This window comes from Kitasatospora sp. NPDC058063, from assembly GCF_042885395.1.
In the GTDB taxonomy this organism is placed as follows: domain Bacteria; phylum Actinomycetota; class Actinomycetes; order Streptomycetales; family Streptomycetaceae; genus Kitasatospora; species Kitasatospora lactacystinica.
In genome coordinates, this window is record NZ_JBHVSD010000009.1 from 1 (window position 1) to 21,915 (window position 21,915).

Annotated in this window: 20 protein-coding genes; 4 read left to right on the top strand and 16 right to left on the bottom strand. The window is 71.4% G+C overall.

Annotated features, from left to right (window positions below):
* Positions 1–463: 463 nt before the first annotated feature.
* Positions 464–1,732, bottom strand: a complete 1,269-nt coding sequence (gene tyrS / locus ACFVUY_RS17175) for a tyrosine--tRNA ligase (protein WP_387731090.1) — start codon at positions 1,730–1,732, stop codon at positions 464–466.
* Positions 1,733–2,023: 291 nt separating this feature from the next.
* On the opposite strand from tyrS, the gene ACFVUY_RS17180 reads away from it, so the two are divergent.
* On the top strand, positions 2,024–2,554 hold the full coding sequence (locus tag ACFVUY_RS17180; protein WP_359911434.1) for an HNH endonuclease: 531 nt from the start codon (positions 2,024–2,026) through the stop codon (positions 2,552–2,554).
* A gap of 148 nt (positions 2,555–2,702) precedes the next feature.
* Here ACFVUY_RS17180 and ACFVUY_RS17185 read toward each other — a convergent pair whose 3' ends face one another.
* The 7 genes from ACFVUY_RS17185 to ACFVUY_RS17215 all read right to left on the bottom strand — a co-directional run bounded on the left by ACFVUY_RS17185 (position 2,703) and on the right by ACFVUY_RS17215 (position 8,835).
* On the bottom strand, positions 2,703–4,757 hold the full coding sequence (locus ACFVUY_RS17185) for a PQQ-binding-like beta-propeller repeat protein (RefSeq protein WP_387730704.1): 2,055 nt from the start codon (positions 4,755–4,757) through the stop codon (positions 2,703–2,705).
* Between the two features lie 118 nt (positions 4,758–4,875).
* Positions 4,876–5,181 (bottom strand): 4a-hydroxytetrahydrobiopterin dehydratase, encoded by a 306-nt coding sequence (locus ACFVUY_RS17190; RefSeq protein ID WP_387730706.1) that lies wholly within the window; start codon positions 5,179–5,181, stop codon positions 4,876–4,878.
* A gap of 97 nt (positions 5,182–5,278) precedes the next feature.
* Positions 5,279–5,458 (bottom strand): DUF1272 domain-containing protein, encoded by a 180-nt coding sequence (locus ACFVUY_RS17195; protein ID WP_360354225.1) that lies wholly within the window; start codon positions 5,456–5,458, stop codon positions 5,279–5,281.
* A 38-nt stretch (positions 5,459–5,496) separates the two neighbouring features.
* On the bottom strand, positions 5,497–6,255 hold the full coding sequence (locus ACFVUY_RS17200; protein ID WP_387685879.1) for a sulfite exporter TauE/SafE family protein: 759 nt from the start codon (positions 6,253–6,255) through the stop codon (positions 5,497–5,499).
* A gap of 185 nt (positions 6,256–6,440) precedes the next feature.
* Complete coding sequence (locus tag ACFVUY_RS17205) at positions 6,441–7,490, bottom strand: SPFH domain-containing protein (protein WP_380632112.1); 1,050 nt, start codon at positions 7,488–7,490, stop codon at positions 6,441–6,443.
* Positions 7,491–7,500: 10 nt separating this feature from the next.
* Positions 7,501–7,923: an NfeD family protein gene (locus tag ACFVUY_RS17210; RefSeq protein ID WP_359911452.1), complete on the bottom strand. Its 423-nt coding sequence runs from the start codon at positions 7,921–7,923 to the stop codon at positions 7,501–7,503.
* Between the two features lie 120 nt (positions 7,924–8,043).
* Complete coding sequence (locus ACFVUY_RS17215; RefSeq protein WP_359911455.1) at positions 8,044–8,835, bottom strand: ABC transporter ATP-binding protein; 792 nt, start codon at positions 8,833–8,835, stop codon at positions 8,044–8,046.
* 150 nt (positions 8,836–8,985) lie between these two features.
* Here ACFVUY_RS17215 and ACFVUY_RS17220 point away from each other — a divergent pair, with 150 nt between their 5' ends.
* Positions 8,986–9,789, top strand: a complete 804-nt coding sequence (locus ACFVUY_RS17220) for a hypothetical protein (protein WP_387730709.1) — start codon at positions 8,986–8,988, stop codon at positions 9,787–9,789.
* A gap of 1,024 nt (positions 9,790–10,813) precedes the next feature.
* Here ACFVUY_RS17220 and ACFVUY_RS17225 read toward each other — a convergent pair.
* The 3 genes from ACFVUY_RS17225 to ACFVUY_RS17235 form a co-directional block, all read right to left on the bottom strand.
* Positions 10,814–11,470 (bottom strand): response regulator, encoded by a 657-nt coding sequence (locus ACFVUY_RS17225; RefSeq protein ID WP_380353187.1) that lies wholly within the window; start codon positions 11,468–11,470, stop codon positions 10,814–10,816.
* Positions 11,463–12,560 (bottom strand): GAF domain-containing sensor histidine kinase, encoded by a 1,098-nt coding sequence (locus ACFVUY_RS17230; protein ID WP_380353200.1) that lies wholly within the window; start codon positions 12,558–12,560, stop codon positions 11,463–11,465. The genes ACFVUY_RS17225 and ACFVUY_RS17230 overlap by 8 nt, the downstream gene beginning before the upstream one ends.
* Before the next feature lie 286 nt (positions 12,561–12,846).
* Positions 12,847–15,474, bottom strand: a complete 2,628-nt coding sequence (locus ACFVUY_RS17235; RefSeq protein ID WP_387685874.1) for an FHA domain-containing protein — start codon at positions 15,472–15,474, stop codon at positions 12,847–12,849.
* Positions 15,475–15,696: 222 nt separating this feature from the next.
* On the opposite strand from ACFVUY_RS17235, the gene serB reads away from it, so the two are divergent.
* Positions 15,697–16,959 (top strand): phosphoserine phosphatase SerB, encoded by a 1,263-nt coding sequence (gene serB, locus ACFVUY_RS17240; protein ID WP_359911467.1) that lies wholly within the window; start codon positions 15,697–15,699, stop codon positions 16,957–16,959.
* A 148-nt stretch (positions 16,960–17,107) separates the two neighbouring features.
* On the opposite strand, the gene ACFVUY_RS17245 is transcribed toward serB, so the two are convergent.
* The 3 genes from ACFVUY_RS17245 to ACFVUY_RS17255 all read right to left on the bottom strand — a co-directional run bounded on the left by ACFVUY_RS17245 (position 17,108) and on the right by ACFVUY_RS17255 (position 19,331).
* The gene (locus ACFVUY_RS17245) at positions 17,108–17,635 is read right to left on the bottom strand and encodes a histidine phosphatase family protein (RefSeq protein WP_359911470.1); all 528 of its coding nucleotides are present in this window, start codon (positions 17,633–17,635) and stop codon (positions 17,108–17,110) included.
* Positions 17,636–17,774: 139 nt separating this feature from the next.
* Positions 17,775–17,897, bottom strand: a complete 123-nt coding sequence (locus ACFVUY_RS17250; RefSeq protein ID WP_359911473.1) for an SGM_5486 family transporter-associated protein — start codon at positions 17,895–17,897, stop codon at positions 17,775–17,777.
* 144 nt (positions 17,898–18,041) lie between these two features.
* Positions 18,042–19,331 (bottom strand): CynX/NimT family MFS transporter, encoded by a 1,290-nt coding sequence (locus ACFVUY_RS17255; RefSeq protein WP_387730712.1) that lies wholly within the window; start codon positions 19,329–19,331, stop codon positions 18,042–18,044.
* Between the two features lie 126 nt (positions 19,332–19,457).
* On the opposite strand from ACFVUY_RS17255, the gene ACFVUY_RS17260 reads away from it, so the two are divergent.
* Positions 19,458–20,135 carry a FadR/GntR family transcriptional regulator gene (locus tag ACFVUY_RS17260; RefSeq protein WP_387730714.1) on the top strand — a complete coding sequence of 226 codons (678 nt, stop codon included), beginning with the start codon at positions 19,458–19,460 and terminating at the stop codon, positions 20,133–20,135.
* 195 nt (positions 20,136–20,330) lie between these two features.
* Here the strand turns inward: ACFVUY_RS17260 and fabI are convergent, their stop codons facing one another.
* Both fabI and fabG read right to left on the bottom strand, forming a co-directional pair.
* Positions 20,331–21,098 carry an enoyl-ACP reductase FabI gene (gene fabI, locus ACFVUY_RS17265; protein WP_359911482.1) on the bottom strand — a complete coding sequence of 256 codons (768 nt, stop codon included), beginning with the start codon at positions 21,096–21,098 and terminating at the stop codon, positions 20,331–20,333.
* A gap of 2 nt (positions 21,099–21,100) precedes the next feature.
* The gene (gene fabG / locus ACFVUY_RS17270) at positions 21,101–21,820 is read right to left on the bottom strand and encodes a 3-oxoacyl-[acyl-carrier-protein] reductase (RefSeq protein ID WP_359911485.1); all 720 of its coding nucleotides are present in this window, start codon (positions 21,818–21,820) and stop codon (positions 21,101–21,103) included.
* Positions 21,821–21,915: the final 95 nt, after the last annotated feature.

Consider the following 21,915-nt stretch of genomic DNA (forward strand, 5'->3'; position numbering starts at 1 on the left):
GACTTTTGGCACGCTGTTGAGTTCTCAAGGAACGGACGCTTCCTTCGGACCGCCTTCCAGCGGACCCTCCGGGCTTCGTTCTTTCGTGTTTCCAGTTTATCAGATGTTTTCCGCTCCGTTTTCCGGAGTTTCATTCATCCAATTTCCCGAACTGGCCGGGTCCGCTTTTCGCGACGTCCCCCACATTAGCTCATTCCGAGTGCTACCCGAAATTCACGCTCACTCGGTCGGCGGGAATGCCAAGAAACCCATTTCCATGGGGATCAGAGTGAGAGTGGGTCTTGCTGAGTGGGATGGCCGCTCCAGCGACTCGTTCAACACTAGGCCACCTGGACGACATCGTCAAACGTCGAGGGCCGGATCTGTCCAGATCCGGCCCTCGGGGCTCAAAGACGCAGCTCAGAGCGGGTGTGTTTCCAGCCAAGCGTCAGCCGGCCGGTCCGTCGACCAGCCCGTCGGCCGGTCAGCCGGCGGCGACCAGCTCCGCCGCCGCCAGGTTGCGCTTTCCACGCCGCAGCACGAGCCAGCGGCCGTGCAGCAGGTCGGCCTCGGTCGGCACGGCCTCCTCGTCCGTCACCTTGACGTTGTTGAGGTAGGCACCGCCTTCCTTGATCGTCCGGCGGGCGGCCGAGCGGCTCGGCGACAGACCGACGGCGACCAGCAGGTCGACCACCGTCTGGAGCTCGGACACCTCGGCCTTCGGGACCTCGGCCAGGGCGGCGGCCAGGGTCGGGGCCTCCAGATCGGCGAGGTCGCCCTGGCCGAACAGCGCCTTGGACGCGGCGACCGCGCGCTCGTACTGCTCGGCGCCGTGCACCAGCGTGGTGAGCTCCTCGGCGAGGGCGCGCTGGGCGAGACGGGCGGCGGGGCGCTCGGTGGTCTCGCGCTCCAGTTCCTCGACCTCCTCCTTCGAGCGGAAGCTGAAGATCCGCAGGAAGTTGGGGACGTCCCGGTCGTCCGCGTTCAGCCAGAACTGGTAGAAGGCGTACGGGGTGGTCAGCTCGGGGTCGAGCCAGACCGTACCGGACTCGGTCTTGCCGAACTTGGTGCCGTCGGCCTTGACGATCAGCGGCGTGGCCAGCGCGTGGACGGACTTGCCGTCGGCCTTGCGGATCAGATCCGTGCCGGCGGTCAGGTTGCCCCACTGGTCGCTGCCGCCGGTCTGCAGGGCGCAGCCGTACCGGCGGTTCAGCTCCAGGTAGTCCATGCCCTGGAGGATCTGGTAGCTGAACTCGGTGTAGCTGATGCCCGCGTCGGAGTTGAGCCGCCGGGCGACGGCCTCCTTGGCGATCATGTTGTTGACCCGGAAGTACTTGCCCACGTCGCGCAGCAGGCTGATCGCCGACATCCCGGACGTCCAGTCCAGGTTGTTGACCATGCGCGCCGCGTACGGGCCCTCGAAGTCGAGGAAGCGCGAGATCTGGCCGCGCAGGCGCTCGACCCAGCCGGCCACCGTCTCGGGGTCGTTGAGCACGCGCTCGGCGGTGGGCTTCGGGTCGCCGATCAGGCCCGTGGCGCCGCCGACCAGGCCGAGCGGGAGGTTCCCCGCCTGCTGGATGCGACGCATGGTGAGGATCTGCACCAGGTTGCCGAGGTGCAGGCTGGGGGCCGTCGGGTCGAAGCCGCAATAGAACGTGACCGGGCCGTCCGCGAACGCCTTGCGCAGTGCGTCCTCGTCAGTGGACAGGGCGATCAGCCCACGCCACTGCAGCTCGTCGACGATGTCCGTCACGGTCACGCTTCTCCTTCGATCGGGCGTCCGACCAGTGCTGGCCCGGTTCGATCGGGCCCCGGGTCGGTACGACTCCAGCCTGATAGAGCCTACGCGGTTCCGGCCAGCGAGTTTCCCCGAGGCACCCCCATCAAGCTGGGCCCCACTCTCCCCGTCCCTCCCCCGATACCGGAAATTCCGTTGTTCGACGGCTGTGGGCCCATTCAGAGTGGTTCCACCGCCGTGCGGCGGCAGTGACGTGTGTGGAGACGGTCGTGCCGCCGTGGCACGCCCGCGGGAAGGGTGTGCCGAGTGCGCAACACGCTGGTTCTGAACGCGAGCTACGAGCCCCTGACGACGGTGTCGCTCCAGCGCGCCGTCGTCCTGGTGCTCCAGGACAAGGCGGTGGTGGAGCAGGCGCATCCGCTGCGCTCGATCCGGGGGACGGGCGTGGCCGTCCCGGTGCCACGGGTGATCAGACTGCAACGGTACGTACGGGTGCCGTTCCGACAACAGGCTCCGTGGTCACGGCGGGGTGTCCTGGCCCGGGACCAGCACCTGTGCGCGTACTGCGGCCGGCGGGCCACCACGGTGGACCACCTCCAGCCCAGGTCGCGCGGTGGTGCCGACAGCTGGATGAACACCGTCGCCGCGTGCGCGGAGGACAACCAGCACAAGGCGGACCGCACACCGGAGCAGGCCGGGATGAAGCTTCTGCGGCGGCCGTTCGAGCCGACGCCGCAGGCCAGTCTGATGCTGGCGCTCGGTCTGCGCAGTTCGGAGGTCCGGGACCTCGCCGACTGGCTGCCGGCCGTACCGGGCCGGCCCGTCTCCGCGGCGTGAGGCGATTGCCGGGAGACGGTTCGCGGGAGACTGCTCGCGGGAGGCGGTTCCGGGGAACGGGAGCACTCTCGACGTTCTCGACCTGAGGGCACTCTCGGCGCCGGGGCGGCGGATGGGGCGGCGCCGGCGTGGTACAGGGCGGAAGGCCTCAGTCCTTCGCCTGGTACCCCGCCGCCGTGCCGTAGTTGGTCGAGTGCTCGGGCACCACGACCACCTGTCCGCCGCCGATCAGCACTCGTCCGGAGATCAGCAGTGAACCGGTGCCGGCCGGGAAGTTGCCGCCGGTCGCCTCCTGGCCGCCCGCCAGCGGGAACCTGCTGAGACGGGCGGGCTGGTCACGGCGTTCGTCGGCGGCGAGCACCAGCGATCCGCCGTCGATGCCGACCGCCCGGACGGCGCCCTTCGCGGCGCTCGGCACCTTCCAGTGCTGCTTGCCGGTGTCCAGGTCGTAGCCGACCGCGGCCACCGGCCCGCCGCCGTTCGGCGGTTCCAGGGTGGTGACCATTGTGCGGCCCTCGAAGTAGACGCCAGGAGTGGCCGAAAATCTACCGTGGGCGACGTCCAGCCGGCCACCGTCGACGGCCACCGGGATCTCGGCGGCCGGGTCGCCGGCCGCGCCCCAGGCGAACACCCGGTCGTCCTCGGGCTTCCCGCCGGTCGTGAGGACCACGGACGGCTCGGCGGACAGCACCGTCACCGTCTTCGGCTGGTTGTTCAGGCCCCGCCACCAGCCGACCTTGCCGTCCGCGATGTTCAGCGCGACGGCCTGGTCTGTGGGGGTCGAATCGGCGCAGGAGGACGCGACGAGCACGGTCTTTCCGCTGACGCCGCCGGACAGGGTGCAGAACTTGCCCTGGCCGGTGTACTGCCAGACGTCCTTCCCGTCGGCCGACTCCCAGGCCAGCGCCCGGTCGTCGCCGACGGCCACCACCTTGTCCTCGGTGACACCGACCCGCGCCGAGTAGGCGCCCTTCGTGTCCGAGAGGGTCTTGGTCCACGCGGTCCTGCCGGTCTTGGTGTCCACGGCGGACACCAGCGTGCAGGGACTCTTCGGATCGGCCTGCGGACGGAACAGCGCCGCGCCCACGCCCGCCTGGTTCACTCCCGCCGACAGCCCGCACGGGACGGCCCCGGCGGCCGGCGGCTCCACCGACCAGGTCGGCTTGCCGCCCGCCCGGTCGTAAGCGCGGACACCGGAGCCGTCGGCCCGGACCACCGCGTCGGCCAGCAGCCAGCTGCCGATCAGCGTGTCGTCGCCCCCGGCCGGACCGGCCACGGCGGGCTGCGCGGCCCAGGCCCTGGTGTGCGCCACCGCGAAGCCCGGCTCACCGCCGCTGCTCGCCGCCGCGCTGCCACCGCCCTCGGTCCCGACCATCAGCCCCGCCGCCACCAGCACTCCCAGCGCGGCCACCCCGGCACCGGTCCGCACCAGCAGGGCCTTGCGGCTGGGCACGTGATCCCCTGCCAGCACCGCGTCGGCGGCCTTCCGCGCCTTGGCGGAGAGCGAAGAGCCCGCGCCCGTGCCCGCGCCGGCACGAGCACCGGAGCCACGACCGGCCCCTCGGCGCGCGGAGGCCCGCGACGGCGAGGCGGGCTCGGCCTGCGACTCGGGGACCTGCTCCGTAGCTGTCTCCACGGACTGCTCCGGGACGGTCACGGGCACCTGCCCGGCCTCTTCGAGGTGCACGTAGCCGTCCGCCGAGTACTCCGCCCCGGCCGGGACGTACAAGCCCTCCCCCGCGGGCTGCCGCGGGGCGGCGTACGGTGTGGCGGCCTGATGCGGCTGCGCGTGGTCCGGGTACTGCGGATACGGCTGGTACTGCTCCTGAACGCCGTAGTGGCCTTGATCCTGGCCCTGGACGTAGCCGCCCTCGACATAGCCGGTCCGACCGTATCCACTGTGGTCGTAACCGCTCTGGTCGTAGCCGGCCCGGTCATGACCGGCCTGGCCGTAGCCGGTCTGGTAGCTGGTCTCGTAGCCGGTGTGTCCGTAGACGTCTTGGCCGAGCTGCGGCTGCTGCCCGTACTCGACCGAGCCGTAACCCGCCTGCTGCTGCGGCTGCCACTGCGACGGCTGCTCCGGCGTCTGCTGCTGCTCGGAGTACCCGCCGTGCCCGCTGTGCCCGCCGTTCTGCCAGTCCGAGTGGCCCTCGGACGGCCACGGCTGTTGGGGGTGGGCGTCTCCGAAGGGCTCCTGCGCCATCCGTTCCGTCCCTCCCGAGCCATCTGCCTGCCGATGCGGCAGTCAGCATCTCACGCCCGCCCGGAGAGGCGGCCCGGGCCCTCGGTCGGACGGGCCCGGGCTCCTCGGTCGTGCCGCGTCAGGCCGCCGACTCGACGCGCAGGGCCTCGTCGATCCGGGCGGCGAGGGTGAAGTCCAGCCCGGTGAGGCCGCCGGCGCTGTGGGTGGACAGGACGAAGCGCAGGGTTCGCCAGCGGATGTCGATGTCGGGGTGGTGGTCGAGCGCCTCGGCCTGCTCGGCGACGGAGACGACCACCCGGATCGCCGCCGGGAAGTCCGGCGCGTCGGCGGTGCGGGCGATGCTGTCGCCCGCCCGCTTCCATTGGGGCAGCGCCGCCAGGGCTGCCGTGATCTCGTCCTCGTTCAGCCGCGCCCTGCTGCTCATCGCCGCACTCCTGGTGGGTCGTCCGGTGGGTCGTCGCTCCGGAGCCGGGGCTCCGGGGCCGGGATTCCGGGCCGTTCAGAGTGCCCGGGAACCGGTGTCAGGCGGCCTTCCGGCGCGGACGGGCCACCAGCTCGCCACCGCAGTTGGGGCAGGTGGCGGCCATGGCCTCGGTGCAGTCCGGGCAGAAGGTGCACTCGTAGGAACATATCGAGGCGCGGCCGTCCGCGGTCAGCGACACCGCGCAGCGCTCGCAGCTCTCACGCATCTCCAGGGCCATGGCGTACTCCTCCGACCTGCATACGGTCTGACAGTCGTTCAACTCAACAACAGCTTGGTGACGGCCACGAGGCCAACCACCACGATGACAACGCGCAGCGCGGTCGGCGGGAGACGACGGCCGACCTTGGCCCCGAGCAGGCCTCCGACCAGCGAACCCGCCGCGATCAGACCGGCGGCGGCCCAGTTCACGGTCGAGGTGAAGAGGAAGAAGAGCGCGGCGACCGTGTTCACGATCAGCGCCAGGGCGTTCTTCACCGCGTTGATCCGCTGGAGGTCCTCCTGGAGCAGCATGCCCATCAGCGCCATCAGCAGCACGCCCTGCGCGGCACCGAAGTAGCCGCCGTAGATGCCGGTCAGGAACACCCCGACCAGCAGTACCGGGCTGCCGTCCGGATCGCCGCCGGGGCGGCGGCGGGCGGCGACGGCCTTGGCCACCCGGGGCTGGATCACCACCAGCACGAGTGCCAGCAGGATCAGCGCCGGGACGATCGCGTCGAAGGCCCCGCTCGGCAGCTTGATCAGCAGCAGTGCGCCGAGCAGCCCGCCGAGCAGGGAGGCGGTGCCCATGCGCAGCACGCGGCGCCCCTGGTCGGCCAGTTCGCGCCGGTACCCGATCACCCCGCTGAGCGAGCCGGGGACCAGGCCGAAGGAGTTGGAGACATTGGCGGTGACCGGTGGGATGCCCACGGCGAGCAGGACCGGGAAGGTGATCAGCGTGCCGGAGCCGACGATCACGTTGATCATCCCGGCGCCGACGCCGGCCACCAGGACGGCGATCGACTCCCAGAGCGTCATGGGTCACCTCTCCTCTCGGTCCTGTCCGAGGGGATCATGCCGGACGGCCCTGCGGGCCGACCAGACCCGCCCACGATTCGGGACGCACGCCACAGTGCCCAGTACGTACGCTTCGGCACCGTGAAAGGCCGAGGGCCCGCCACCTCTCGGCAGCGGGCCCTCGGCGAAGCACGGTTTTCGGCCGATCACTCCGGGTCGATCTTCGGGTACTCCCGGGCCGGGTCCACCCGGGGACGGGCGGCGCCCTTCTCGGTGTCCACCGGCCGCGGGCCGGACGCCGGGTCCAACGGCACCTGGGTGGCGGCCGGGATCGTCTGCGGGACACTGGGCGCCGCGACCGCGCCGCCGTTCACCCCGCCGTTGCCGGTCAGGCCGGTGAAGGCACCGCCGAGGCCCTTGAGCGCGTCGCCGACCTCGCTGGGGATGATCCAGAGCTTGTTGGAGTCGCCCTTGGCCAGCTCGGGCAGGGTCTGGAGGTACTGGTAGGCGAGCAGCTTCTGGTCGGCGTCGCCGTCGTGGATGGCCTCGAAGACCGTCCGGATCGCGGCCGCCTCACCGTCCGCACGCAGGACCGCGGCCTGCGCCTCACCCTCCGCCTTGAGCACCTCGGCCTGCTTCTCACCCTCGGCCTTGAGGATCTGGGCCTGGCGCTGGCCCTCGGCGGTGAGGATCGCGGCGCGCTTGTCCCGGTCGGCGCGCATCTGCTTCTCCATCGAGTCCTGGATGGAGGTCGGCGGCTCGATCGCCTTCAGCTCGACACGGTTGACCCGGATGCCCCACTTGCCGGTGGCCTCGTCCAGGACACCGCGCAGGCCGGCGTTGATGACCTCTCGCGAGGTCAGCGTGGACTCCAGGTCCATCGAGCCGATGATGTTGCGCAGCGTGGTGACGGTCAGCTGCTCGATCGCCTGGATGTAGCTGGCGACCTCGTACGTCGCGGCGCGGGGGTCGGTCACCTGGTAGTAGATGACGGTGTCGATGTTGACGACCAGGTTGTCCTGGGTGATCACCGGCTGCGGCGGGAACGGCACAACCTGTTCACGCAGGTCGATCCGGTTGCGGACGCGGTCGATGAACGGGACGACGATGTTCAGCCCTGCGTTGAGCGTCCGGGTGTAGCGGCCGAAGCGCTCCACGATCGCGGCGCTGGCCTGCGGGATGACCTGGATCGTCTTGATCAGCGCGATGAAGGCCACCACGACCAGGACGACCAAAACGATAAGGACGGGTTCCACGGACTCTCCCCTAGACGACCAGGGCGGTCGCGCCCTGGATTTCGACGACGTCGACCTGCTGTCCAGGCTGGTACACCTGGCCCGGGTGAAGCGCACGGGCCGACCAGATCTCACCGTTCAACTTGATCCGCCCGCCCTCCCCGTCGACGGTTTCCGCGACGACCGCGGTGGCGCCCTGGAGCGCCTCGATGCCCATCTTGACCTGCGGGCCCTTCTGAAGCTGCCGGTAGGCGATCGGGCGGACGAAGACCACCAGTGCGACCGAGACGACGACGAAGGTCAGGGTCTCGGCGACCACTCCCCCGCCCAACGCGGCCACGACGGCGGCGGCCAGCGCCCCGACCGCGAACATGGCGAACTCCGGCATCGCGGTGAGCACCAACGGTATGCCGAGCCCTGCGGCGGCCAGAAGCCACCAGATCCAGCTGTCCACACGTCCATCCTAGGGAGCGAAGGCCTTCGAAGCGGACAGTTCCCGCAGGTCGAGGGGCGGAAACCGGTCGCGCGTGCGACCGGTTTCCGACGGCCTTCCGGATGAGCGGACGAAGGGGCCTCAGCCCAGCGGCAGACCCTGGGCCGACCAGCGGTCTCCGTGCCGCTCCAGGGTGAGCGGCAGGCCGAAGCACTTGGAGAGATTACGGGCGGTCAGCTCTGTGTCGATCGGGCCGGCCGTGAGCACCTTGCCCTGTCGGATCATCAGGACGTGGGTGAAGCCCGGCGCGATCTCCTCGACGTGGTGGGTGACCATCGCCATGGCCGGGGCGAACTCGTCCTGGGCGAGCGCGCCGAGCCGGCGGACCAGGTCCTCGCGGCCGCCGAGGTCGAGGCCGGCCGCAGGCTCGTCGAGCAGCAGCAGCTCGGGGTCGGTCATCAGGGCGCGGGCAATCAGGGTGCGCTTGCGCTCGCCCTCGGAGAGGGTGCCGAACTTGCGGTCGGTGAGATTGGCCATACCGAGGCGGTCGAGCAGGGCGAGGGCGCGGACCTCGTCCGACTGCTCGTAGGTCTCCTGCCAGCTGACCGTCATGCCGTACGCGGCGGTGAGGACGGTCTGGAGCACGGTCTGCTCGGCCGGCAGCTTGTCGAACATGGCGGCGCCGGCCAGGCCGATCCGGGAACGCAGCTCGAAGACGTCGATCTCGCCGAGCTTCTCACCCAGCACCGTGACCTTGCCCGAGGTCGGGAACAGGTACGAGGAGGCGATCTGCAACAGCGTGGTCTTGCCGGCGCCGTTCGGGCCCAGGATGACCCAACGCTCGCCCTCGGAGATGGACCACGAGACCTGGTCGACCAGCGCGCGCCCCTCCCGGACCACGGATACGTCCACCAGCTCCAGCACGTCGCTCATGCCTACGCCTTCCCCAAAAAACAAGATTCTCGGCCGTCGGTGCGGGCGGCGAGCCTACTCCGGCAGCCGGTGGGCACGGGGTGGGTGCGCCGCACACGCATGGGCAAACCTACGCCACGCGGATGACCGCCGATTCCGTAGGCTGGCCGGATGCTCGTGACTCCTGCCGACAATCCGTACGAAGAGCCCCGTTCGGGGCGGCTCACCGCATGGGGCAATGCCTTGCTGGCGGGCCTGGTGCCGCCGGACGACGCCGCCACGGCCGTCCTGAGCCGGGACGAGATCCATCGGGTCACCGGACTGCCCGGCGACGAGCCCGGTGAGCAGCACGGGCTGACCTGGGCGCTGGGGCGGCTGCGGGTGCTCGGTGTGAAGGGCCTGCGTCTCGCGCTGCCCTCAGCCGGGCATCCGCTCGGGCTGGCCGGTCCGAAGGCCTTCAACGAGCAGGCCATGAGTGCGGGTGAGGCCGTCCTGGCCGTGGGTGCACCACTCGGGCTGGTGCCGGAGGTGGAGGTGTACGGCCCGGCCGGCGACCGCTCGGCCACGGTGCTGTGGCGTTGTTCCGAGGTCAACGACACACCTCCGGCGGACGTGCCGTCGCTCCACGAGGCCGAACGTGAACTGGCCGACGGGCTGCGGGAGGCGACCGTCATGCTCGCCCGCCTCGACGTGGCCGGCGCCGGACCTGAGGCCTTGCGCGCCCTGGATGCCTACCGCCGCCGTGGCCACAGCGAGCTGCTCGCTCCCGGGTACCCGCCCCGGGCCGTCCGTGTCCTGGAGTCGGCCCGCCAGGTGTCCGCCCTGCTCTCCATCGCCTCCGGCGGCCACGGCGCTGCCGTCAGCGCCTCCGAGATGGCGGCCCGCCAATCCGCCCTGGCCCCGCTGTGGCGTACCGCCCGGCGCGCCCAGGTCGCCGCCTACAACGCCCTCGTGGACGAGCGAGACGATCGCTGAGAGGTGCTGGGCCCCGGAGTCGGCGATGGCGAGCGCGATCACCTCGGCGCGCTCGTATCTGCCGTCGGGCCCGGCGGCCAGGCCTCCCTGCGCCGTCGTGGCCACCAGCCGGCACCGGGGCCACCCCAGGACTTCGACTGCCTCCTCCGCCGAGTAGCTCTCCGCGAGTCTCCGTTCCAGCGCCTCGGCCGCGGCCCGTGCCGTGGCCGCAGCCTTGTGCATGCGCTCCGTGACAGTCTGCTGCACCACGGCATACGGGACGGCGGCCAAGGCCTCCCGGCTGTAGGTCGGCCAGCCCCGGTATCCGCCGCAGGGGCGTAGCTCTCCTGCGGCCGCGAGCCGCCTGATGTCTTCGGCGATCACCAGCAGACCTGTGGTGTGGCCCAACACCGTGGCCGCCTTGGCCGCCCCCACGGGCGGCACGGCGCCGAGCGCGAGGATGATCTCCTCGGTGCGGGCCTTCAGCTGTACCTCGACGAGCGCCGACCAGGTGCCGTTGTCGAGGTCCGGCTCGGGGATCAGTTCACGTTCCCGTGCCAGGTTGAACTGCCAACGCCGCATCCGCAGTCGGCGTCTCAGCAGCTCCGGCCCGTAGGCCTCCCGGTCTCGGGCTGTCTCCCGGGCCAACCTCGCTCTGCGCTCGACGGCCTCTGCTGCACGATTCTCCGCCCCCGCCACCTGACACCCCGACAAGGGGCGTCCTGGCGCCCGCCCTCGGCCCCCGTCCTCGACAATCGGTTGCGACCCGGGCCCGGACATCGGAGGCTCGTCGAACAGGTGGCATGTCACCTCAAGCTCATGGGCCAGCACGACAGGCCCGCACTGATTGCGCATCGCGTTCATCCGGCCCTCCCTCGGGATCGGTGTCGGCGATCAGCCTGGCACAGCCGAATGGCGATGGATCACCTGAATTCGGGCTAGCCCTGCCGAACGGCACATGCTGGACCACCGTTTGACGCCCTGCCTGGTCGAAAACCTGCCGATCGGCACGGCGCCCGCGCCAGTACGTCGCGCCCCCGGCGCGCTACCCCTCTCGGGCCTCGCCGTGACGAACGGCCCAGAGTGCCGCCTGGGTGCGGTCGCTCAGGTCCAACTTCATGAGGATGTTGGACACATGGGTCTTCACCGTCTTCTCCGAGAGGTGCAGACTGCGGGCGATCTCCCGGTTGGAGCGGCCATCGGCGATGTGTCCGAGCACTTCGCGCTCGCGCTCGGTGAGCGTGCCACCTCGACCCTGCGGAACGCGCGGGCCGTCGTCGGCGAGCAGGGCCTCGGCCAGTTCGGGCTGGAGCAGAACGTGACCGGCGTGCACCGACCGAATCGCCCCGGCCAGCGCCTCCGGGTCCACGTCCTTGTACACGTACCCGGCCGCACCGGCCCTCAGCGCGGGAACCATCGTGCGGTGCTCGGTGAAGCTGGTGACGATCAGGATCCGGGCGCGGCTGCCCTCGCCCTTGAGCGTGCGCAGCGCCTCGATGCCGTCGACGCCGGGCATCTTGAGGTCCATCAGGACGACATCGGGGTCGAGCTCACGGGCCCGGTCAATACCTTCCGCCCCGTCGGCGGCCTCCCCGACCACCTCGATGTCGTCCTGGACCTCCAGGAAAGTGCGCAGCCCGCGCCGAACCACCTGGTGGTCGTCGACCAACAGGACACGGATCGACGGTGTGCTCTCAGGCACCGGGGACCTCCATCTCGACGAGCGTCCCCCGACCGGGGGCCGATTCCAGGGTGAGTGTGCCGCCGACGGCAGCCGCGCGGTCGCGCATCGAGGCCAGACCGAGGTGACGGCCTGCTCGCCGGACGGACTCCGGATCGAAGCCGCGCCCGTCGTCGTGCACGCGCAGCACCGCACCGCGCGCAGGCGTCCCGGCCAGGGTGACAGTGACCCTGCGGGCGCCGGAGTGGCGCAGCGCGTTGTGCAGCGCCTCCTGGGCGACTCTCAGCAGTGCGGCCTCCTGGGCAGGCGGCAGAGCCCGGACCCCGTCGGCGGCGAAGGCGACGTCGGCGGTGTGCGCCCGGTCCAGGACCTGCACCTGAGAGGCGAGAGTGGCGCTGAGCCCGTCCTCCTCCAGGGCTGCGGGACGCAGCTCCACGACGACCGCGCGCAGCTCGTCGGCGGCCTCGGCGGCGAGACGGGCGACCTCGGCGAGTTCGGCACGTGCCCGGACGGGGTCGCGGTCGACAAGCTTGGCGGCCGCCTTGGCCGTGAGCCGGAGCGAGAAGAGCTTCTGCGAGACGGCGTCGTGCAGGTCGTGGGCGATCCGGGCACGCTCGCCGGCCAGCGTGAGCTCGCGGCTGCGCTCGTACAGTCGGGCGTTGGACAGCGCGAGGGCCGCGTGCGCGGCGAGGATCCGCAGGAGCTCCTCGTCGTGATCGGTGAAGAGGCCGCCGCCACGCTTGTTGGCGAGGAAGATGACGCCCATCACCTGCGGCTCGTCCTCGGCCGCGTCGGTGTCCAGGATCGGCATGCCCAGAAAGGCGTCCATATCGGGGTGGGCTGCGGGCCATCCTTCGAAGGTGGGCGCCTTGCGGACGTCCGCCAGCCGGGTGGGGCCGGTCTCGTGCAGCATCACGGCGAGTACGCCGTGCTGTCGGGGCAGCGGGCCGATCGCCCGCCACTGCTCGTCGGTGACACCGTCGACAACGAACTGGGCGAAGCCCCCGTGGTCGTCGGGCACGCCCAGGGCCGCGTACTCGGCGCCGAGCAGTCCCCTGGCGGAGGCGGTGATGCGGCGCAGCACCTCACGAACCTCCAGGTGCCGGCTCATGGCGAGCAGTGCCTGGCTGACGGCCTCGATCCCGGACAGGCAGGGTTCGCAGGCGGGCAGCGGGCCCCGGTGGGTCCGGTGGTCTCCGGTGGTGCTGGACATACCGCCAAACTACCGCCGCCCCGGCGACCGCCGCGTCCGTCCGCGGCCGCCCCGGGCCCAGGTCCGGGGACCTAGGCCGCAGGGCCCGCCCGGAGCTTCGTGGGAGCGCCCGGAACGCCGAGAGGCGGCCCTCCCTGTTGGGAGAGCCGCCCCTCGGCCTGCCGCCGGAGAGTCGGAGAAGGGGTCAGCCCTTCTGCATGACCTCGGGTTCGTGCCGGCGCTGGAGCCGGGTCACGAGGACGCCGATGGCGACGGAGATGGCGATCAGCACACCCGCGTCGATCGCCCACTGGGCGACGCTGTGCTTCCAGAGCGGGTCGTAGTTGGGGTTCTGGAAGTCCTTGTTCCAGGGGCCCATGAGCACGGACAGGTCGAGCGTGGTGGACACGATGCCGGTGCCCCAGCGGGCCGGCATCAGCCAGGCGACCTGCTCCAGTCCGGGCTTGCTGAAGATCTGGAAGAGGCAGCCGGTGAAGACGACCTGGATGATGGCGAACATGACCAGCAGCGGCATGGTCTTCTCGGCGGTCTTCACCAGCGCGGAGATCATCAGGCCGAACATCATCGCGGCGAAGCTCAGCAGGATCATGCCGATGGTCATCTCGATGATCGGCAGGTTCTTGACGATCAGGCCGTGCTCGGGGAGCTTGCGCGGCAGGAAGCCGACGGCCGAGATGATGGCGCCCTGGATCACGCTGAAGAAGCCCAGCACGATGATCTTGGACATCATGTACGCCGAGCGGGAGAGGCCGGTGGCTCGTTCCCGCTCGTAGATCGCCCGTTCCTTGATCAACTCGCGGACCGAGTTGGCCGCCCCGGAGAAGCAGGCGCCGATCGCCAGGATCAGCATGATCGTCGCGGCGCCGCTGTTGAGGTGGAGCTGTGTCTTGGGGTTGGGTGCGAGCCCCGGTTCGTTGGGGATCAGCACGCTGACCGCGCCGATGACGGCGGGCAGCAGCACGGACAGCGCGAGGAAGCCGCGGTCCGAGGCGAGCACCGACATGTAGCGGCGCATCAGCGTCCACAGCTGCGAGCCCCAGCTCTGCGGCTTCGGCGGCTTGACGGCCTCCTGGGCGACCTGGACGTGCTGCACCTCACCCGCCTCCACGGTGGGCGCGGAGTACTGCTGGTAGTGCACCGAGCCGCGGTAGCGGCCGGCCCAGTCGTGGTCCGGGTAGTTCTCGAAGGCCTGGAAGACGTCCGCCCAGGTCTCGTACCCGAAGAAGTGCAGCGCCTCGTCCGGCGGGCCGAAGTAGGCCACCGAGCCGCCCGGCGCCATCACGAGCAGCCGGTCGCAGAGTGCGAGTTCGGCCACCGAGTGGGTGACGACCAGGATGGTGCGGCCGTCGTCGGCGAGGCCGCGCAGCATCTGCATGACCTCGCGGTCCATGCCCGGGTCGAGGCCCGAGGTGGGCTCGTCGAGGAAGATCAGCGAGGGCTTGGTGAGCAGCTCCAGAGCGACCGAGACGCGCTTCTGCTGGCCGCCGGAGAGCGCGGTGATCTTGTTGTCGGCTCGCTTGTCCAGGCGCAGCTCGTACAGCACCTCGTCGATCCGGGCGTCGCGCTCGCGCGCCTCGGTGTCGCCGGGGAAGCGCAGCTGGGCGGCGTACTTGAGGCCCTTCCGGACGGTGAGCTCGCGGTGCAGGATCTCGGACTGCGGCACCAGGCCGATGCGCGAGCGGAGCTCGGCGAACTGCTTGTAGAGGTTGCGGCCGTCGTACAGGACCTCGCCGCGGTCGGCCGGGCGGTAGCCGGTGAGGGCGCGCAGCAGCGTGGACTTGCCGGAGCCGGACGGGCCGATGACCGCGACCAGGGACTTCTCCGGGACGCCGAAGCTGACGTCGTCGAGCAGGACCTTCTTGCCGCCCTTGTGGTCGACCTCGACGGTCAGGTGGCGGGCGGAGAAGGAGACCGCACCGGTGTCGACGAACTCCTGCAGCTGGTCGCCGACCAGGACGAAGCTGGAGTGGCCGACGGTCAGCCGGTCCTGCGGGCCCATCAGCTGACGCTGCACCCGCTGGCCGTTGAGGAAGATGCCGTTGTGGCTGCCGAGGTCGACGATCTCGTAGCGGCCGTCCGGGAGCTGACGCAGCTCGGCGTGGTGGCGGGAGACCTGGAGGTCGGACACCACGATGTCGTTGTCGAGCGCACGACCGATCCGGGCGGTGCGCATCGACGACGTCAGGTTGCGGATGATGGTCGGCTGCGGCCCGCCGCCACCGTGCTGCGGCGGGGCCGGGAAATCCTGCTGCTGCGGGAAGCCACCGTGCTGAGGCTGGGGCTGGGGCTGCTGCGGGGCCGGCTGGGCCTGCGGCGGCGCGTACTGCTGCTGCGGGAACGGCGGCTGGTCCTGCGGCTGCCCGGGCCAGGCCTGCTGCTGCGGCTGCTGGTACGGGTCGTGCTGCGGCCAGCCCTGCTGCGGGGCGGGCTGCTGGGGCGTGGGCACCGGGCCTCGGCTGGTGGCGGCCTCGTGCATCGGGGTGGCCTGTGGAGCCGCGGCCTGCGGAGCGGCGGCGTGCACGGGTGCGGAAAAGCCGAGCCGGGGGCCGTTCTCCGGGTTGCCCAGGTTGACCACGGCACCGGGGAACAGCTGGGCCTGCAGGGTGCGGGCCCCGGCCACGTACGTTCCGTTGGTGCTGCCGTGGTCGTCCAGCTGCCAACCGCTGCCGTTGAAGCTCATGGTCCCGTGCTGCCAGGAGACCCTGGCGTCCTCGAACGGGAAGTCCGACTGAGGGTTGCGCCCGATGGTGTAGGACCGCCCGGGCTCCAGAGTCCGCTGCTGTCCGTTGATCTCAATGACGAGTTGCGGCACTGCTCGCCTGCCCCGCTCTCTCGGTTCCCCCGAATTGTGGCCCCCGGCCGGGGCTGCGATGTTTCTCTGACTGACGGGGGGAATCATTCCAGCCCGCCGACCGCCGGTGAAAGTCGGCCCGGGCGACTGTGACCAGGCTGCTACCGACCCCGGACCGCGCCGTCCCGCGAGGTGGGACGGGTGCCCCCGGGCCGTCGGGCGCCCGGTAGCGTGGGAGGCACCATGAACGCATCGCCCCTGGCCGCTGAGCCCCTCCCCGCCGCCCAGCACCGGACCGCGGACGAGCGCACCCTGCTCGTCAAGGTGTTCGGCAAGGACCGCCCCGGCATCACTGCCGGCCTCTTCGCGACGCTGGCCGGCTTCGGCGTCGACGTCATCGACATCGAGCAGGTCGTGACCCGTGGCCGCATCACGCTCTGCGCGCTGGTCACCCCGCCCCCCGTACCCGCCGCCGAGGGTGGGCTGCGGGCCACCGTCCACCGCTGGGCCGACGAGCAGAAGCTCCAGGCCGAGATCCTCTCCGGCATCGGTGACAACCGGCCGCGCCGTGAGGGCCGTTCGCACGTCACGGTGCTCGGCAATCCGCTGACCGCCGCCGCCGTCTCCGCGCTCACCTCCCGGATCACCGCCTCGGGGGGCAACATCGACCGTGTCTTCCGACTCGCCAAGTACCCGGTGACGGCGGTCGAGCTGGCCGTCTCCGGTGTGGCCACCGACGAGCTGCGGGCCGCGCTGGCCCAGGAGGCGGCCACCCAGCGGGTGGACGTCGCGGTGGTCGCCGCCGGGCTGGAGCGCCGGGCCAAGCGCCTGGTGGTCATGGACGTCGACTCCACGCTCATCCAGGACGAGGTGATCGAGCTGTTCGCCGCCCACGCGGGCTGCGAGGAGGAGGTCGCCGAGGTGACGGCGGCGGCGATGCGCGGCGAGCTGGATTTCGCCGAGTCGCTGCGGGCCCGGGTGGCGCTGCTGGCCGGGCTGGACGCCTCGGTGACCGAGAAGGTCCGCGCCGAGGTCCGTTTCACGCCGGGCGCGCGCACCCTGATCCGTACGCTCCAGCGCCTCGGCTACCAGGTCGCGGTGGTGTCCGGCGGCTTCACCCAGGTCACCGACCACCTGGTGGAGCAGCTGGGCCTGGACTTCGCGGCCGCGAACACCCTGGAGGTGGTGGACGGCAGGTTCACCGGCCGGGTGGTCGGCGAGATCGTGGACCGGGCGGGCAAGGCCCGCTGGCTGGCCCGCTTCGCCGAGCAGGCGAAGGTGCCGCTGGAGCAGACGGTGGCGATCGGCGACGGCGCCAACGACCTGGACATGCTGAACGCGGCCGGCCTCGGGGTGGCGTTCAACGCCAAGCCGGTGGTGCGCGAGGCCGCCGACACCGCGGTGAACGTGCCGTTCCTGGACACCGTGCTGTACCTGCTGGGCATCACCCGTGAGGAGGTCGAGGCGGCCGACGCGCTGCACGGCACCCCGACCGAGACCGAGTAGGAGCCGGCCCGGCAACGGCCGGTGGAGTGAGGCCCGAGGAACAGCCCGAGGAAGGCGCGCGGCCCGCGGACACGGACCGTACGGCCTGCGGGCACAGGTGAGGGGCGCGCGGATCGCATCCGCGCGCCCCTCACCTGTGTTCCCGGGGTCAGTCCTGCGGCGTGTGGTACGAGACCAGCTCGGCCACGCCCGGCTCGACGCCCTTCCAGGAGCCGCTGAAGCTGAGCACCGCGATCGCCGCCGTCGGGAAGCCACCGAGCCGCAGCCGCTCCAGCGCGTCACGGTCGCCCGCGTCCCCGGCCAGCACCTGGGTCAGACCCAGCACACCCGGGTTGTGGCCGACCAGCACCACGTCCGAGTACTCCTCCGGGGTCTCCTGGAGCACGGCGATGATCTCGCCGGGGCTCGCCTCGTAGACCCGTTCCTCGTAGACGGTCTTGAGGGGCCGCTGCGGCAGCTCGTGCACCGCCAGCTTCCAGGTCTCTCGGGTGCGCAGCGCGGTGGAGCAGACCACGTAGTCGGGGTTGATGCCGGAGTCGACCAGCCAGCGGCCGGCGTCCGGGGCCTGGTGACGGCCCCGGTCGGCCAGCGGCCGGTCGTGGTCGTCCACGCCGTTCGGCCAGTCGGCCTTGGCATGGCGGAGAACGATGATCCTGCGGGGCGTGTCGGCGCTCATACCCAGCAAGCTTGGCAGAAAAGCGGCCCGGCGGCGCGATGCTCCCGGACGCCGCCACTCCGAGGGACGACGAGTGTCACCGTGTCCCGTTCACCGGAGCGTCGGGTGGAGTACGGGCGCGGGGGCGCGGAGGCGTCCGTCAGCCGATCGAGGCCGCGACGGTGGCGATGAGCGCCACCAGCACCACGATGGCGGAGAAGGCGAGGGCGATGCGGCCGAGCTGCTTGCGGCCGTCGGTGGGATTGGGATCGAGAACGGGCATGTCCGGAATTCTCCCATCCCGAACACGCCCGCCGTCCGCTGGCCCCATCCCCTTGGCCGGGCCTTGACCTTCGCCGCCGGGCCCTGGGCCCGGGCCCGGGCCCCACCGCCGCGTCCGGCCGCTCGGTGTCAGGCTGTCAGGCTGTCAGGCCTCGGCCCGCTCCGCCGGGCGCACCGCCTCGTCCTCGATGTGCCGGGCCCGCGCGGCGCGCAGGCCGAACAGCATCTGCGGCACCAGCAGCAGCGACAGGAAGCCCAGCGGCCAGTACCACTCACCGGTGGCCCCGTAGAGCCAGCCGACCAGGATCGGGCCCGGGATGGACACCAGGTAGCCGATGCCCTGGGCGAAGGCGGAGAGTTGCGCGACCCCGCCCGCCGACCGGGCCCGCAGTCCGATCATGGTCAGCACCAGCGGGAAGGCACAGTTGGACAGGCCCAGCAGGACCGCCCAGAGCCAGGCGCCCCCGGCCGGGGCGAGTGCCAGCCCCGCGTACCCGGCGATGCCGCAGCAGGCCAGCACGACCACGAACAGCCGCTGGTCGCCGCGCCGTGCGGCCAGGTTGGGCAGCACGAAGGAGACCGGCACGCCGATCACCATGGTGACCGCGAGCAGCACCCCGGTGGTGCTCTCGCCGATGCCGGCGTCCTGGAAGATCTGCGACATCCAGCCCATGACCACGTACGCGCCGGTGGCCTGGAGGCCGAAGTACCCGGCCAGCGCCCAGGCGGTCCGGCTGCGGGTGATCGGCAGCCGGACGGGGGCGGCGGCGCCGTCGGCCCGCTCGCCGCGCTCCCGCTTGGCGATCAGCACCAGCAGCCAGAGCACCAGGGCGAGCGCTCCCAGGACGGCCCAGACACCCAGGCCGTAGCGCCAGTCACCGCCGAGCGACTTGGTCAGCGGCACGGTGACGGCCGCGGCCAGCGCGGTGCCGGCGGACAGCGCCATCGAGTAGAGGCCGATCATCGGCCCGACCTTGTCCGGGAAGTACCGCTTGATCACCACCGGCAGCAGCACGTTGGAGACCGCCACCCCGGCCAGGGCGAGGGCGGTGAGCAGCAGGAACACGGCAGTGCCCCCGGCGAACGAGCGGGCCAGCACGCCCGCCGTGATGGCGCCCATGCCCGCGGTGACGACCGCGATCGGACCGATCCGACGGGCCGCCGCGGGCGCGGCGAAACCGAACAGCCCGAAGCACAGCGACGGGACGGCGGTGAGCAGCCCGGCGAGCGTCGGGTTCATCCCGAGGTCGTCGCGGACCTGCTTGAGCAGCGGCCCGAGGCTGGTGACCACGGGGCGCAGGTTGAAGGCGGCGGCGGCGATCGCGACGGCGAACAGCCAGCCCAGGTACTTGGCCGAGCCGGAGGCGGCGGGCCGCTCGGCGGTCGGTGTCCGGCTCTCGGTCCGGGCGGAAACGGTGGTGTCTGCTGCGGGCATGGACAGCATCATAGAATGATGGGATGAATTGATGCACCTTGGAATTGGCATGATGTGCCGACCGTTCATCGTCCGGCCACTTCCCACCCAGGCCCCATCCGAGCCGTAGCCGTCAAGGAGTCCCCCGTGGCGCTGTCCTCGCCGAGGCGCACCCCGCTGTCCGACCAGGTGATCGCACAGCTGCGTGCCCAGATCACGTCCGGGGAGTGGCCGGTCGGCTCGCGCATCCCCACCGAGGCCGCCCTGGTCGAACAGCTCGGCGTCGCCCGCAACACCGTCCGTGAGGCCGTCCGCGCCCTCGCCCACAACGGACTGCTCGACATCAGGCAGGGCTCCGGCACGTACGTGCTGGCCACCAGCGAGCTGGCCGGAGTGATGCACCGCCGCTTCGCCGACGCCGACCAGGGCCAGGTCGCCGAGCTCCGTTCGGCGCTGGAGACCTCGGCGGCGGCCCTCGCCGCCCGCCGCCGCACCGCGCACGACCTGGAGCTGCTGGACGGCGCGCTGGCCCGCCGGGAGGCCGCCTGGCACTCCGGCGGCGCCGAGGACTTCGTCCAGGCCGACGCCGCCTTCCACCAGGCCGTGGTGGCCGCCGCCCACAACGACGTCCTGCTCGCGGTCTACGCCGACCTCGGCGAGGCCACCCGCGAGCTCCTGCGGCACGACGTCGGCCCCGAGCTGATCGCGGAGCGCTACATCGGCCACCAGTCCATCCTGGAGGCGATCCGGGCCGGTGACGCCGAGCGCGCCGCCGTCGAGGCCGGCCGCGCCGCCCCCGGTGGCTGCACCCCCGCCGATGCCTGACCGCCCCCGGCCCGACACCCCGGCCGCCCCGCCCCAGGAGGCCACTCCCGGAAGGCCACGCTCAGGAGGCTCCTCCCGAAAGCGACCGTCCCGAGAACCCCGGCCGGGCGGAGAACCCCGGCCGGACGAAGCACGAAACGCCGCTGCCCGGCACCCCCGCGAGGGAGGGCCGGGCAGCAGCGTACGGGCGGAGCGTCAGGCGCCGATGGCGTGCAGACCGCCGTCGACGTGGATGATCTCGCCGGTGGTCTTCGGGAACCAGTCCGACAGCAGCGCGACGATGCCGCGGCCGGCCGGCTCCGGGTCGCTCAGGTCCCACTTCAGCGGGGAGCGGTGGTTCCAGGTGTCGGCCAGGTCGCCGAAGCCCGGGATGGACTTGGCGGCCATCGAGCCGATCGGACCGGCCGAGATCAGGTTGCAGCGGATGTCCCGCTCGCCCAGGTAGCGCGCCAGGTAGCGGTTGGTCGACTCCAGGGCGGCCTTGGCCGGGCCCATCCAGTCGTACTGCGGCCAGGCGAACTGCGCGTCGAAGGTCAGGCCGACCACCGAGCCGCCGTCCTGCATCAGCGGCAGCAGCGCCGTGGTCAGCGACTTCAGCGAGTACGCGGAGACGTGCATCGCGGTGGCCACGGACTCCCAGGGGGTGTCCAGGAAGCTGCCGCCCAGCGCATCCTGCGGCGCGAAGCCGATCGAGTGGACGATGCCGTCCAGGGTCGGCAGGTGCTCGCGGACCTGGTCGGCGATGCCGGCCAGCTGCTCCGGGTTGGAGACGTCCAGCTCCAGCACCTTGACCGGGTGCGGCAGCTTCTTGGCGATCCGCTCGGTCAGGCTCGGGCGCGGGAAGGCGGTGAGGATGATCTCCGCGCCCTGCTCCTGCGCGAGCCTGGCGGTGTGGAAGGCGATGGAGGACTCCATCAGCACACCGGTGATCAGGATCCGCTTGCCTTCGAGGATTCCGCTCATGATCAGTGACCCATGCCCAATCCGCCGTCGACGGGAATGACGGCTCCAGTGATGTACGCGGCCTCGTCCGACCCGAGGAACCGCACGGTGGAGGCGACCTCGGCGGGCGCCGCGTAGCGGCCCAGCGGCACGCCCGAGACGATCTCCGCGCGGCGCTCGTCACTGAGCACGGCGGTCATGTCGGTGTCGACGAAGCCGGGGGCGACCACGTTGACGGTGATGTTGCGCGGGCCGAGCTCGCGCGCCAGCGACCGGGCGAAGCCGACCAGGCCGGCCTTGGAGGCGGCGTAGTTGGCCTGGCCCGGGGAGCCGGACAGGCCCACCACGGACGAGATCAGCACGACACGGCCCTTCCGGGCACGCATCATCAGCTTGGAGGCGCGCTTGACCACCCGGAAGGTGCCGGTCAGGTTGGTGTCGACGACGGAGGTGAAGTCCTCCTCGGACATGCGCAGCAGCAGGGTGTCGTTGGTGATGCCCGCGTTGGCGACCAGCACCTCGACCGCGCCGTGCTTCTGCTCGATCTCGGTGAAGGCGGCGTCGACCTGCGCGGCGTCCGTGATGTCGCAGCGGACCGCGAGGACGTCGTACTTGGCCAGCGCTTCGGGCACCTCGCCCGAGCGGCTGGTGATGGCCACCTTGTCGCCCGCTTCGGCGAAGGCCTGGGCGATCGCGAGGCCGATGCCCCGGTTTCCTCCGGTGACGAGAACCGAGCGGCTCAACGATCCACCTCTCTCCGTGTGTGAGCACGTACGTCGGAATGCGTACGCAGTGTGACGCTATCGGGCGGTCGGCGGCGGCGGCGCATCGGGCTCCC

What these genes read in the sequence shown, in the direction of transcription:
- ACFVUY_RS17185 (WP_387730704.1), bottom strand. Translation starts at nt 4,757, where the DNA reads ATGGCGCAGGAGCCCTTCGGAGACGCCCACCCCCAACAGCCGTGGCCG.
- ACFVUY_RS17190 (WP_387730706.1), bottom strand. Translation starts at nt 5,181, where the DNA reads ATGAGCAGCAGGGCGCGGCTGAACGAGGACGAGATCACGGCAGCCCTG.
- ACFVUY_RS17195 (WP_360354225.1), bottom strand. Translation starts at nt 5,458, where the DNA reads ATGGCCCTGGAGATGCGTGAGAGCTGCGAGCGCTGCGCGGTGTCGCTG.
- ACFVUY_RS17200 (WP_387685879.1), bottom strand. Translation starts at nt 6,255, where the DNA reads ATGACGCTCTGGGAGTCGATCGCCGTCCTGGTGGCCGGCGTCGGCGCC.
- ACFVUY_RS17215 (WP_359911455.1), bottom strand. Translation starts at nt 8,835, where the DNA reads ATGAGCGACGTGCTGGAGCTGGTGGACGTATCCGTGGTCCGGGAGGGG.
- ACFVUY_RS17220 (WP_387730709.1), top strand. Translation starts at nt 8,986, where the DNA reads ATGCTCGTGACTCCTGCCGACAATCCGTACGAAGAGCCCCGTTCGGGG.
- ACFVUY_RS17230 (WP_380353200.1), bottom strand. Translation starts at nt 12,560, where the DNA reads ATGAGCCGGCACCTGGAGGTTCGTGAGGTGCTGCGCCGCATCACCGCC.
- serB (WP_359911467.1), top strand. Translation starts at nt 15,697, where the DNA reads ATGAACGCATCGCCCCTGGCCGCTGAGCCCCTCCCCGCCGCCCAGCAC.
- ACFVUY_RS17245 (WP_359911470.1), bottom strand. Translation starts at nt 17,635, where the DNA reads ATGAGCGCCGACACGCCCCGCAGGATCATCGTTCTCCGCCATGCCAAG.
- ACFVUY_RS17250 (WP_359911473.1), bottom strand. Translation starts at nt 17,897, where the DNA reads ATGCCCGTTCTCGATCCCAATCCCACCGACGGCCGCAAGCAGCTCGGC.
- ACFVUY_RS17255 (WP_387730712.1), bottom strand. Translation starts at nt 19,331, where the DNA reads ATGCCCGCAGCAGACACCACCGTTTCCGCCCGGACCGAGAGCCGGACA.
- fabI (WP_359911482.1), bottom strand. Translation starts at nt 21,098, where the DNA reads ATGAGCGGAATCCTCGAAGGCAAGCGGATCCTGATCACCGGTGTGCTG.